This is a genomic window from Kitasatospora sp. NPDC101108, from assembly GCF_055584725.1.
This window is the reverse complement of record NZ_JBVJLM010000009.1, coordinates 282,616-294,793: the sequence shown is the minus strand read 5'-3', so window position 1 is coordinate 294,793 and position 12,178 is coordinate 282,616. Positions and strand designations below refer to the sequence as shown.

Below are 12,178 nucleotides of genomic sequence, written 5' to 3'. Positions count from 1 at the left end.
GAGGGACACATGAGATGGCAAACCCTTGAATCCATCGGCAGGAAGTCGGCCCGGTTCGGTCGGCCGGCCCTGATCGCCGCCGTGATCGCCGGGTTCCTGAGCTTCGCGACTCCGGCGCAGGCCCAGGTGTACTCCACCTGCGACCAGTGGGGTCAGTACACCCAGGGCACCTGGACGGTCTACAACGACATCTGGGGACAGAACCACGGCCCGCAGTGCCTGACCGTGAACAGCATCAAGTCCTGGTACGTCGATGCCAACCACTCCGGCGGCGGGGTCAAGTCCTACCCGAACACCGGGGTCCGGCCCCAGACGCCGCTGTCGCAGTTGAACTCGGCGGGCTTCTGGTACAACACCTCGTCGGCTCCCGTCGCCGGCGGTGACTGGTGGGACTGGACGAGCGACCTCTGGTCGACCAGCAACCAGGACGAGATCATGGTCTTCACCAGCTGGTCCGGCACGGCAGCCGGCGGCTGGGGGACGCGGATCGCGTCCAACGTGACCATCGGTGGCGTCCTGTACGCCTCGGTCTGGCAGGCCAGTCCCGGCTGGAACGTCCTGCAGCTCATCCCCGCCCAGCAGAGCACCACCGGTACCGTCGACGCCTCGGCGGTCTGGCGCTGGGCCGCGTCGCAGAACCTCCTGCACAACACCACCTTCGACACCATGCAGTTCGGCATCGAGATCACCTCGACCAGCGGCGTGCAGAAGCGGTATTCGCTGAACGCCTACAGCGCCTGGTGGAGCAACACCTCCGGCGGCGGATCAACCATCTGAGGGCTGTCCCGCAGGAACAGGCGGGTTGGGCCCGCTCGATGCCGCACAGTGCGTGGGCGGCGGCGCTCCGGAGGAGGTGGCCCGCTTGGGATGGCGGCGAAGCGCGCGAACCACCTCTCAGGACGGTGTCGACGATGTGGTCGGTGGCGTTGGCGGTCTGCACGTTGCCGCACAGCACATTCGCGCTGGTGTCGACGGTGAAGTCGGGCGCGGTGCGGGGCCGGTCCCCCGGGAAACAACAGGCCGCGACCCGGCCGGCACGGAGGCGGAAAAAAATTTCCCGCCGACGTTGAACCGTTCCTCGGCGGGACTCGTGTGGAAGGTGCCCGGGCGAACACCGCCCGGACCGCCAAAGGTCCACGCTCCAGGGGGAGTTCACCATGCCGAAGTTCGCCACGCCCAGGTTCGCCGCGCCCCGGTTCACCGCGCGCCGGATGCTCGCCGCCACCGGCGTCGCCGTGCTCGCGCTCGCCGCCAGCGCCTGCGGACCGGACAAGGCCGACGGCTCCGGCGGGAGCGCGGCCACGTCCGCCGCCGTCCCTCCGGCCGCGGCCGCCACGTCGTCAGCCCCGGCCACCGGCGGCACCGGCGGCACCGGCGGGGTCCGGCTCGTGGCCGTGAAGTCGGCCGCGCTCGGGCCGGTCGTCACCGACGCCGCCGGCCGGACCCTGTACCGCTTCGACAAGGACACCGCCAAGCCGTCCGCGAGCACCTGCGTCGACGCCTGCGCCGCGAAGTGGCCGCCGCTCACCGCCCAGGACGCGGTCCAGGTCACCGGAGTGGACTCCGCCCTGGTCGGTAGTGTGGCCCGGCCGGACGGCACGAAGCAGGTGACCCTCAACGGCTGGCCGCTCTACCGCTTCGCCGGGGACACCGCGGCGGGGCAGACCAACGGGCAGGGCGTCGGCGGCACGTGGTTCGCGAGCACGCCCGAGGGGAAGAAGGCGCCGGGCACCACCGGGCAGGCCGCGTCGCCGACCGCCGCGCAGAGCGGCGGCTACTCCGGAGGCTACTGACCGGCCGTGCACGGCGGCGAGGCGGCCGGCGCCGCCTTGCCCGTGCGGGGACCCGTCGCCCAGACTGTCGCGGTGCACCGGAACCGCGATCACCACTGGTCCGGGGGCGTCGCCCTCCCGGTCGGCGTCCTGCTCTGCCTCGTCCTGGGGCTGTCGCTGTTGGCGCTCCGGTTCCGGCCGAGCGGGCCGGAACCGGCGTCCGCGTTCGTCGACATCACCGCGGTGGCGGCCACCGCGCCCGCGCCGTCGGCCGTCGGCCCGGACGCCTCCGGCGGCTCGTACGCGCAGGACTGCGGACGCAACCAGGAGGGCCACCGCAACGCGGACAACGTGGTGGTCTCCCCCGGGACGGTGGGCGGCGCCCATCACGTGCACGACTACGTCGGCAACCTCTCCACGGACGCGGACTCCACCGACGACAGCCTCGCCGCGGCCCCGACCAGCTGCACCGACGGCGACCGCTCGACGCTCTACTGGCCGGTGCTGCGCCGCACCGACCGCGTCGCCCCGGCGCCGAGCACCGCCGTGGCGGCCTCCGACGACCCGCACGACGCCCCCGGCGAGGTCCTCGCTCCCGAGCGGGTCTCCATCGAGTACCTCGGCAATCCGTGGTCGAAGGTCGTGCCGATGCCGCGCTTCCTCCGGCTCCTGGAAGGCGACCCGGCCGCCGCCACCGACGGCGGCGCCGAGGCCGGCGCCCGCTGGGGCTGTACGGGATTCGCCGACCGCACGACCACCGACCGCTACCCGCTCTGCCCCGCCGGCAGCCTGCTCACCCGCACCCTGGACTTCCCCAGCTGCTGGGACGGACGCGGCACGGACAGCCCCGGCCACCGCTCCCACGTGCGGTTCCCGTCCGCCGGCGGCCTCTGCCCGCACGGTACCTTCGCGATCCCGCACCTGCGGGTGACCGTCGGCTACCGCCCGCCCCCGCCCCGGGCCTTCGCCCTGGACGCCTTCCCCGAGCAGCGGCACAGCCCGCTCACCGACCACGCCGTGTACATCGGCCTGATGACCGACCGGCAGATGGCCTCCGTGGTGGCCTGCCTGAACGAGAACCGCACCTGTCGGGAATCCGGTTGAACCGGACGGCCGCCGCGCACGTGCTGGACGTGGTACCCGACGACGGAGGCATGGCGGATGGCGAGGACACGACCGGGCGGGCGGCAGGACGCCGCCGACGAGGCACTGATCCGAACGCTCTACGAGCAGCACGGCGGCGCACTGCTCGCCTACGCCGTCCGGCTCACCGGTGACCGCGCGGCGGCCGAGGACGCCGTGCAGGAGACGCTGATCCGGGCCTGGCGCAATCCCGAGGCGCTGACCGAGGCCCGGGGATCGGTGCGCGGCTGGCTGCTGACCGTGGAGCGCAACCTGATCACCGACCGGTTCCGGGCCCGGGCCGCACGGCCGGCCGAGGTGGCGGAGGTCTCCGAGGCGACGGCCACCGTGCCGGTCGAACGCGACCACGCCGAGGGCGTGGTGGAGACGCTGGTGATGTCGCAGGCGCTGGACCGCCTCTCGCCCGAACACCGCGACGTGCTGCGCTCGATCTACTTCCAGCGGCTGTCGGTCACCGAGGCCGCGGAGCAGCTGGGGATACCCGCCGGGACGGTCAAGTCCCGCGCGCACTACGCGCTCCGGGCGCTCCGGCGCTCGTACACCGACAGGACGGGGACGTGGCAGGAGGTGTCGGTGTGACCAGGGACGACGCGGGTACGGGCGGCAGGGGCACGGAAGACGTGAACACGAACGGTACGGTCGCGGACGGCACGGGCGCCGAGGGTACGGGCCCGGTGCCGCACGAGCGGATCGCCGAACTCGTCGGCGCCCACGTGCTGGGTGTGCTCGATCCGGACGAGTCGGCGGCGGTCGAACGGCACCTGGCCGACTGCCCCGCTTGCCGACAGGAGGTGGCCGAGTTGCGGGAGCTGGAGACCGTCCTGGGCGAGGTGCCGCCCGAGCTGCTGGTGGACGGCCCGCCCACGGACGGTGACCTGCTGCTGCAGCGCACCCTGCGGCAGGCACGGGCGGAACGCGGAGCGTCGCTGGTCCGGCGCCGGACCCGGATCGGCGTGGTCGCGGCCGTCGCGGCGGCGGCGGCGCTGGTCGTGGGGATCGCGGTGGGCCGCGGCACGGTCACCGCACCGCCGGTGGCCGCCGGCCCGGCCCCGACCGCGGCGCCGACCGCGACCGTCACCCCGCCGCCGGCCGGGACCAGGACCGGCTCCGTGACGGATCCGGCCACCGGTGCCCGCATGACGCTGACGATGACCCCGGCGATGGGCTGGGTGCGGGTGAACGCGGCGGTCACCGGAATCCCGGCCGGCCAGCGCTGCCACCTGGTGGTCAACGCCAGGGGCGGGGCGACGGCGGACGCGGGCAGCTGGCTGGTCTCCGCTGTCGGCGCCAAGTCCGGTACCACGCTGGACGGTTCGGCGATCGTCGCGCCGGACGACGTGGTCTCGGTGTCGGTCGTCAACGAGTCCGGGCAGACCTTCGTGACGGTCCCGGTGTAGGGCTCCGCCGCCCGCCGGACCCGAGGTCCGGCGGGCGGGGCAGGCCCCGACGCCACCCCCGACGCCCCGCCGCCTCCCCGCTCAAGTCCCGCCGCCTCCCCGCTGAAGTCCCGCCTACGTCGCGGACTGCTTTCGATGGGCCGCGATCAGGTCCCGGTACCAGGTGTAGGAGGCCCTCGGCGTGCGCCTCTGCGTCTCGAAGTCGACGTGGACGAGACCGAACCTCTGACGGAACAATCCCTCTGCCCATTCGAAGTTGTCGAGGAGGGACCAGGTGTAGTAGCCGCTGACGTCGACGCCTTCGGCGATGGCGGCGGCGAGGGCGTCGAGGTGGGTGGCGAGGTAGTCGATGCGGGGCTGGTCGGGGGTGGTGGACTCCTCGACGGAGCAGCCGTTCTCGGTGATGGTGATGGGCGGGAGGGCGGCACCGTACAACTCCTTCAACCCGACGAGGAGTTGGCGGAGTCCGTCGGAGACGACGGGCCAGCTGAAGGTGGTGTGGGGAACGTCGGGGATGTCGAGGAGGTCGAACGGCAGGCCCTGGTCGGTGGGGGCGGCGACGCGGGTGGGGTTGTAGTAGTTGACGCCGAGGGCGTCGAGGCCGGGGGTGTGGATGAGCTCGGTGTCGCCGGGGCGGACGGAGCCGTAGATGTCGTCGGGGACGCCGAGGGCCGAGAGGTCGGGGTAGCGCCCGAGGAGGACGGGGTCGGTGAACAGGCGGTTGTGCAGGGCGTCGTAGGCCGCGGCGGCGGCCAGGTCGGCGGGGTCGGTGGTGGCCGGTTCGACCGGGGTGAGGTTGTTGGAGAGCATCACCGACAGGCCGCGCTCGTGGAGCCGGGTGGCTGCCAGGCCGTGACCGAGGAGTTGGTGGTGGGCGGCGGGCAGGGCCTCGAACATGAGGGCGCGGCCGGGGGCATGGATGCCCATCGCGTACCCGAAGACGGTGTGGACGAAGGGCTCGTTGAGGGTGATCCACGTCGGGATGCGGTCGCCCAGGCGGTCGGCGGTGACGGCGGCGTAGTCGGCGAAGCGGTACGCGGTGTCGCGGTTGAGCCAGCCGCCAAGGTCTTCGAGTGCCTGCGGAAGGTCCCAGTGGAAGAGGGTGGGCAGCGGGGTGATGCCGGCCGCCAGCAGCGTGTCGACCAGGCGGTCGTAGAAGGCGAGGCCGGCGGGGTTCACGGGACCGGCGCCCGACGGCAGGACGCGGGGCCAGGCAATGGAGAAGCGGTAGCCGTCGAGTCCGAGGTCCTTCATCAGGGCGATGTCCTCGGGGTACCGGTGGTAGTGGTCGCAGGCCACCGCACCGGTGTGGCCGTCGCGGACGGCGCCGGGGCGGGCGCAGAAGGTGTCCCAGACGGACGGGCCGCGGCCGTCCTCCCCCACCGCCCCTTCGATCTGGTAGGCGGCGGTGGCGGCGCCCCAGCGGAACCCCGCCGGCAGGTCGTAGCGATCCGGCATGGCAGCCTCCCGAAAGAGAACATGAGAAGTACTCATGTTACCGGCGTCACGTCGACGCGCCAGAGGCCGCGCCCGAAGAGCGAGGGTCAGTTGTCGCTGAACCGTTCGCCCTTCTCCGCCTTCCCGACCAGCAGCGCGGGCGGCGTGAACCGCTCGCCGTAGGTGGCGGCGAGCGCGCGCGCCCGTGCCACGAAGCCCGGCAGGCCGCCCTCGTAGCCGTTGATGTACTGCAGGACGCCACCCGTCCACGCGGGGAAGCCGATCCCCATGACGGAGCCGATGTTGGCGTCCGCGACGGAGGTGAGCACGCCCTCCTCCAGCAGGCGCACGGTTTCGAGGGCTTCGGAGAAGAGCATCCGCTCCTGCATGTCCTCGAACGGGGTGATGCGGGACGGGCCGTCCTCCCCCGGCCTGCCGAAGTGCTCGCGCAGGCCCGGCCACAGACGGACCCGCCGGCCGTCCTCCCCGTACTCGTAGAAGCCCGCTCCCGCGTTGCGGCCCGTCCGCCCGAACTCGTCGATCATCCGGTCGATCACCGCGTCGGCGGGGTGGCCCGGCCAGCGCCCGCCCGCCTCCGCCGCGGCCTGCTCGGTCTCGTGGCGGATCCGGCGCAGGAGGGTGAGGGTCAGCTCGTCCACCAGGGAGAGCACCTTGGCCGGGTAGCCCGCCTGGGCGGCGGCCTGCTCGACGGAGGCGGGCTCGATGCCCTCGCCGACCATCGCGACGCCCTCCTGGATGAAGTTCGCGAAGACGCGCGAGGTGAAGAAGCCGCGCGAGTCGTTGACCACGATCGGCGTCTTCCCGATCTGCCGCACCAGGTCGAAGGCCCGCGCGACGGCCTCGTCCCCGGTCCGCTCGCCCCTGACGATCTCGACCAGCGGCATCTTGTCGACGGGCGAGAAGAAGTGCAGGCCGATGAAGTCCCCGGGCCGGGGGACGCCCTCGGCGAGCCCGGTGATCGGCAGGGTCGAGGTGTTGGAGCAGAGCAGGGCGTCCGGGGACAGCAGGTCGTGGACCTCCTGGAAGACCTTGTGCTTGAGGGCCGAGTCCTCGAAGACGGCCTCGATCACCGCGTCGCAGCCCGCGACGGCCTGCGGATCGGCGGCCGGCGTGATGCGGGCGAGCAGCGTGTCGGCCTCCCCCCGGGTCGTGCGCCCCTGGGAGACGGCCTTGGCGCAGAGCTTCTCGGAGTACGCCTTGCCCTTGACCGCGACCTCGGCCGAGACGTCCTTCAGAACGACCTCGATGCCGGCCCGCGCGCAGGCGTAAGCGATGCCCGCCCCCATCATTCCGGCGCCGAGGACGGCGACCTTGCGGACACTGCGCGGCTCGATGCCCTGGGGGCGGTTCGCCCCGGCGTTCACGGCCTGGAGGTCGAAGAAGAACGCCTGGATCATGTTCGTGGAGATCGGGCCGCAGGCCAGCTCGGTGAAGTAGCGGGCCTCGATGACCTGCGCGGTGGCGAAGTCCACCTGGGAGCCCTCGACCGCGGCGGCCAGGATGTTGCGGGGGGCCGGGTACGGGGCGCCCGCCGTCTGCTTGCGCAGATTGGCCGGGAACGCCGGGAGGACCGCGGCGAACTCCGGGTCGGCGGGCGTACCGCCGGGGATCCGGTAGCCCGGTGCGTCCCAGGGCTGCTGCGACTCGGGGTGCGCGTCGACGAAGGCCCGGGCCCGGGCGAGCAACTCCTCGCGGGTGGCCACGACTTCGTCGACCAGGCCGTTCTCCAGCGCCCGCCGCGGGCTGTACCGGGTGCCCTTGAGCAGCAGCTTCAGGAGCGCGTCGGCGATGCCGAGGAGACGGACCGCACGGGTCACCCCACCGCCGCCGGGCAGCAGACCGAGGGTCACCTCGGGCAGTCCGATCCTGGCACCGGGCGCATCCAGGGCGATCCGGTGGTGGCAGGCGAGGGCGATCTCGTAACCGCCGCCCAGCGCCGCTCCGTTGACGGCGGCGACCACCGGGACGCCGAGGGTCTCGATGCGGCGCAGATCCGTCTTGACCGCCATCGTCGCCTGGAAGACGCGCTGGGCGTCCTCGGGCCGGGCCCTGATCAGTTCCCGCAGGTCGCCACCGGCGAAGAAGGTCTCCTTGGCGGAGGTGAGGATCACGCCGCGGACCGAGTCGCGCTCGGCCACCAGGCGGTCGGTGACGGCGGACAGCGAGGCCTGGAACGCCGCGTTCATGGTGTTGGCGGACTGCCCGGGGTCGTCGAGGACGAGGGTGACGAGGCCGGTCTCGTCCTGCTCCCAGCGGATGGTCGACATGATGGTCTGCTCCGTGTCTGCGGCGGGGGACGGAAGGAGGAGGGAAGAAGGGGGGGAAGGAGCACGGAACGAGGGGCGGGAACGAGGAGTCAGCCGATCGCCAGCCCCGTCACGGCGCGCCCGATGACGAGCCGCTGGATCTCCGAGGTGCCCTCGAAGATGGTGAAGATCTTCGAGTCCCGGTGGAAGCGTTCCACCGGGTGGTCACGGGTGTAGCCCGCGCCGCCGAGGATCTGGATGGCCTGCTCCGTCACCCACACCGCGGTCTCCCCCGCGACCAGCTTCGACATCGAACCCTCGGCGTTCTCGAAGGCCTTGCCGTTCCGGGCCATCCAGGCGGCCCGCCAGGTGAGGAGCCGTGCCGCGTCGACCCGGGTCGCCATGTCCGCCAGCAGGAAGGCGATGGCCTGGTTCGCGCCGATCCTCCGGCCGAACTGCTCGCGTTCGCAGGCGTAGTCGCGGGCGTACTCGTACGCCGCCCGCGCGATGCCCACGGCCATGGACGCCACCGTGGGGCGCGAGGCCTCGAAGGTCCTGAACGCGGCCTGGCTGCCGGACGGCCTGCCCTCCCGGGCCGCGGCCAGCCGGGCGTCCAGCCGTTCCTTCCCGCCCAGCAGGCAGGATCCCGGCACCCGTACGTCGTCCAGGAACACCTCGGCGGTGTGCGACGCCCGTATCCCGTGCTTGCCGAACTTGCGTCCCTGCGACAGGCCCGGTGTGCCCGGAGGCACCACGAAGGTCGCCTGCCCGCGGCTGCCCAGCGCGGCGTCCACCGAGGCGACGACGACGTGCACCGCGGCGATCCCGCCGTTGGTGATCCAGGTCTTGCCGCCGTTGATGACCCACTCGTCCTTCGCCCCGTCGTAGCGGGCCGTGGTGCGGATCGCCCCGACATCGCTGCCCGCGCCGGGTTCCGAGGCACAGAACGCGCCGAGCCGCACGTCGTCGACCGTGCCGAACATCGGCGGGATCCACTCGGCCTGCTGCTCCGGGGTGCCGTTGGCCAGGACGGCCACGGCGGCCAGGCCGGTGCCCGCGAAGGCCGTGGAGATCCCGGCATCGCCCCAGAAGAGCTCCTCGAACACCACCGGCAGGGCGAGGCCGGTCGGCTCCAGTGACTGGGTGAAGAAGAAGTCCAGCGAGTACAGGCCGATCTTCGCGGCCTCCTGGATGACGGGCCAGGCGACCTCCTCCCGTTCGTCCCATTCCGCTGCCGCGGGTCTGAGCACGTTCCGGGCGAATCCACGGGCCCAGGTCCGCATCTCGACCAGGTCCGCGTCCAGTTCCATGTCCATGGGCTCTCCAGATGAGCGTCGTTCAGCGGGAATCGTCGGACGGACGGACCTCACTTCGCCCCGGAGTGCCCGATCACCAGCCGGTTGGGACCGCGGACGTTCACGTGCTCGCGGTACGCGACGTCGATCAGGCGGGGGTCCTTCACCCGCTCCGCGAACGAGCGCAGCAGGAGGGCCGCTTCGAGGCGCGCCAGGGGTGCGCCGAGGCAGAAGTGGATGCCGGCCGAGAAGGCCAGGTGGGGCGCCCTCTCCCGGACGGTACGGGTGATGTCGAAGTCGTCGGGGTTCTCGAAGTGCGCCGGGTCCCGGTTGGCCGCGGCGAGCAGGATGAGCACCACGGCCCTGGCGGGCAGGTCGTACCCGGCGATGCGGGACGGCTCGCTCACCGTGCGGGCGGTGATCTGTACCGGGGGGTCCCAGCGGAGCGTCTCCTCGACCGCCCCCTCGATGAGGGAGGGGTCGTCCCTGAGTGCCTGGAACTGGTCCGGGTGGCGCAGCAGTGCCAGCAGCGCGTTCGAGGTCAGGGAGGCGGTGGTCTCGTGTCCGGCCACCAGCAGCAGACCGCAGGTGGACATCACCTCGAACTCGTTGAGGGTGTCGCCGCGTTCCTCGATCTGCACCAGCCGGGTGAGGAGGTCGTCCCGGGGGTCGGCGCGCCGCTCGGCTATCTTCTGCGCGAAGTAGACGGCGAACTCGTCCCTGGCGTCCCTGATCGACCGGAGCTGGCCGTCGTCGGCCTGGCGGAAGGTGATGACCGGGTCCAGGACCATGGTGAAGGCCTTCGACCAGCGTTCCACCTTCGGCATGTCCTCGGGCGGGACGCCGAGCATGCCGCTGATGATCGTGAGCGGGAGGGTGTAGGCGATGTCGGCGGCGAAGTCGAACTCCGGTTCGGCGAGCGCCTCGGTCAGCAGGTCGTCGATCACCGCCTGGATGTCGGGGGCGAGGGCCGCCACGCTCTTCGGGGTGAAGGCCTTCGAGACCAGGCCGCGCAGCCGCGTGTGGTCCGGCGGGTTCATGGAGAGGAAGGTGGGGGGCCGCAGCCGGTCGCGCCCGGTGGTCTCGCCCGCGACCGGCGAACGGTCCGTGCCGAGCCGCGGGTCCCGCAGCAGTCGGGCGCAGGTCTCGTAGTCGCCCACCACCACGCCGTCCCTGGCCCGCATCGGGATCGGCTGCTTCCGCAGTTGGGCGTAGAGCGGGTAGGGGTCGTGTCTGCTGCCGGCGTCGAGCAGCTCCATCAGCAGCGGGTGTTCATGGGTTGTCACGTGGCCTCTCCTTCGGGTCGTTGCCGCACCGGACCGCGCAGGACGCGCCGATCCCGCGGGACGCGCCGATCGCGCAGGACGCGCCGGGTCATGCCTTCTCGCCCGCAGGCTCGCCCGCCACCGGCAGGTCGGCCCCGACTCCGCCGGAGCGCACCGCGGGCATGACCAGCCCCAACAGCGCGACCAGCACGGCGATGACGCCGGCGGTCAGGAGCGCGTGGTCGAAGTCGGAGATCCGGACCAGCCGGTCGCCGGGCAGGATCAGCGCGACCAGGGCCACCCCGAACGCGGTGCCCAACTGCCGTGCGGCGGTGTTCGTTCCGATCGCGCCCGCCAGCCGCTCGGGCGTGCTGGAGAGCAGGACGCTGCAGGCCGTCCCGGTCACCACGGCGCCCATCCCGATGCCGACGAGCACTCCGCACGGCAGCCAGAAGCCCAGGAAGTCGGGCTCCGCCGCGAGCACCAGCCAGGTCCAGACGCTCGCCGCCGCCATGGCCAGCGCCCCGAGGGCGATGGCGGCCTTCGGCATCCGCGGCGAGGGGATCCGGCCGACCAGCAGCGCGGTGAGTCCGGCGGCCAGGGCGCAGGGCGTCATGGCGAAGCCCGTCCTCAGCACGGAGTACTGCCACGCCTGATTGAGGATCAGCACGCCGGTCAGCAGCCACATGCACATGACGATGCCGTACAGCGTGGAGGCCCCGACGGAGAAGGAGAAGGTGCTGTTCCGCCACAGGGTGGTTTCGAGGGCGGGGACGGGATGGCCCACCGAGCGCCGGATCGCCGCCGCCACGGTGACGCCGCCGCCGATGACCAGGGCGACCGTCTTGGCGTCGCCCCAGCCCCAGTACTGGGCGTTGCTCAGGGCGAGGACGACCGCTCCGAGGCCGATGCCCAGCAGGACGGCGCCGATCCAGTCCGGCATCCGGGCGCGCACGCCGGCGGGCTCGGGCGGCTCGGACCGCCGCAGCCTGACCGCCAGGAGCAGGAGCAGCCCTCCCAGCGGGAGGTTGATGTAGAAGATCGCCCGCCAGTCGAGGGAACTGACCAGGGCCCCTCCGACGCTGGGCCCGACGGCCGCCGCCAGCGCGGTGGCGGCGCTCCAGATGCCGATCGACCTGGTCCACCGCTCCACCGGGATCCCGTGGAGCAGCAGCACGAGCGAGGCCGGGATCATGACCGCGGAGCCGATGCCCTGCAGGCAGCGGCTGACCAGCAGCACGGGCAGGTCGGGCGCGGCCCCGCAGAGCGCGGAGGCCACCACGAAGATCCCCACCCCGGCCAGGTACAGGCGCCACCGCCCCACGACGTCGGCGAGCCGCCCGGCCGGGGCGAGCAGCGCCGCCAGGGGTACCGCGTAGATCGTGATGACCCACATGACGTCGGTCAGCGACTCCGACGGGAAGCCGGAGCGCAGTTCGGGGATCGCGAGGTTCACGACGGTCGCGTCGAGCATCGCCAGGAACGTCGCCCCGGCCGCGAGGATCGTGACGGCGCCGCGTCCCGGGCCGGGTCCCGCGCCCGCTGCTGGTGCTGACCCCGGTAAGGCTGACGGCTCTGCGGTCATGGTCCGTGCTCCCTTCG

Annotated in this window: 10 protein-coding genes; 5 read left to right on the top strand and 5 right to left on the bottom strand. The window is 72.5% G+C overall.

Annotated elements, in window-relative coordinates; genetic code table 11:
• Positions 1–9 precede the first annotated feature (9 nt).
• The 5 genes from ACZ6Z8_RS21655 (at position 10) to ACZ6Z8_RS21635 (ending at position 4,312) form a co-directional block, all read left to right on the top strand.
• Positions 10–777 carry a glycoside hydrolase family 12 protein gene (locus tag ACZ6Z8_RS21655; protein ID WP_465611667.1) on the top strand — a complete coding sequence of 256 codons (768 nt, stop codon included), beginning with the start codon at positions 10–12 and terminating at the stop codon, positions 775–777.
• Between the two features lie 380 nt (positions 778–1,157).
• Positions 1,158–1,793 (top strand): hypothetical protein, encoded by a 636-nt coding sequence (locus ACZ6Z8_RS21650; protein WP_465611666.1) that lies wholly within the window; start codon positions 1,158–1,160, stop codon positions 1,791–1,793.
• 72 nt (positions 1,794–1,865) lie between these two features.
• On the top strand, positions 1,866–2,876 hold the full coding sequence (locus tag ACZ6Z8_RS21645; protein ID WP_465611665.1) for a DUF1996 domain-containing protein: 1,011 nt from the start codon (positions 1,866–1,868) through the stop codon (positions 2,874–2,876).
• Positions 2,877–2,933: 57 nt separating this feature from the next.
• Entirely contained in the window at positions 2,934–3,494 is a 561-nt protein-coding gene (locus ACZ6Z8_RS21640) for a sigma-70 family RNA polymerase sigma factor (protein WP_465611664.1), read from the top strand.
• Between the two features lie 41 nt (positions 3,495–3,535).
• Positions 3,536–4,312: an anti-sigma factor family protein gene (locus tag ACZ6Z8_RS21635; protein ID WP_465611663.1), complete on the top strand. Its 777-nt coding sequence runs from the start codon at positions 3,536–3,538 to the stop codon at positions 4,310–4,312.
• Positions 4,313–4,426: 114 nt separating this feature from the next.
• Here ACZ6Z8_RS21635 and ACZ6Z8_RS21630 read toward each other — a convergent pair whose 3' ends face one another.
• The 5 genes from ACZ6Z8_RS21630 to ACZ6Z8_RS21610 form a co-directional block, all read right to left on the bottom strand.
• Complete coding sequence (locus ACZ6Z8_RS21630) at positions 4,427–5,770, bottom strand: GH1 family beta-glucosidase (protein WP_465611662.1); 1,344 nt, start codon at positions 5,768–5,770, stop codon at positions 4,427–4,429.
• An 86-nt stretch (positions 5,771–5,856) separates the two neighbouring features.
• Positions 5,857–8,037: a 3-hydroxyacyl-CoA dehydrogenase NAD-binding domain-containing protein gene (locus ACZ6Z8_RS21625; protein ID WP_465611661.1), complete on the bottom strand. Its 2,181-nt coding sequence runs from the start codon at positions 8,035–8,037 to the stop codon at positions 5,857–5,859.
• A gap of 89 nt (positions 8,038–8,126) precedes the next feature.
• Positions 8,127–9,332: an acyl-CoA dehydrogenase family protein gene (locus ACZ6Z8_RS21620; protein ID WP_465611660.1), complete on the bottom strand. Its 1,206-nt coding sequence runs from the start codon at positions 9,330–9,332 to the stop codon at positions 8,127–8,129.
• A 50-nt stretch (positions 9,333–9,382) separates the two neighbouring features.
• Entirely contained in the window at positions 9,383–10,597 is a 1,215-nt protein-coding gene (locus ACZ6Z8_RS21615) for a cytochrome P450 (RefSeq protein ID WP_465611659.1), read from the bottom strand.
• Positions 10,598–10,685: 88 nt separating this feature from the next.
• Positions 10,686–12,161, bottom strand: a complete 1,476-nt coding sequence (locus ACZ6Z8_RS21610; RefSeq protein ID WP_465611658.1) for an MFS transporter — start codon at positions 12,159–12,161, stop codon at positions 10,686–10,688.
• Positions 12,162–12,178: the final 17 nt, after the last annotated feature.

Bases quoted from the DNA above. Each gene is read 5' to 3' on its own strand.
- ACZ6Z8_RS21655 (WP_465611667.1), top strand. From the start codon at position 10: ATGAGATGGCAAACCCTTGAATCCATCGGCAGGAAGTCGGCCCGGTTC.
- ACZ6Z8_RS21650 (WP_465611666.1), top strand. From the start codon at position 1,158: ATGCCGAAGTTCGCCACGCCCAGGTTCGCCGCGCCCCGGTTCACCGCG.
- ACZ6Z8_RS21640 (WP_465611664.1), top strand. From the start codon at position 2,934: ATGGCGAGGACACGACCGGGCGGGCGGCAGGACGCCGCCGACGAGGCA.
- ACZ6Z8_RS21630 (WP_465611662.1), bottom strand. From the start codon at position 5,770: ATGCCGGATCGCTACGACCTGCCGGCGGGGTTCCGCTGGGGCGCCGCC.
- ACZ6Z8_RS21625 (WP_465611661.1), bottom strand. From the start codon at position 8,037: ATGTCGACCATCCGCTGGGAGCAGGACGAGACCGGCCTCGTCACCCTC.
- ACZ6Z8_RS21620 (WP_465611660.1), bottom strand. From the start codon at position 9,332: ATGGACATGGAACTGGACGCGGACCTGGTCGAGATGCGGACCTGGGCC.
- ACZ6Z8_RS21610 (WP_465611658.1), bottom strand. From the start codon at position 12,161: ATGACCGCAGAGCCGTCAGCCTTACCGGGGTCAGCACCAGCAGCGGGC.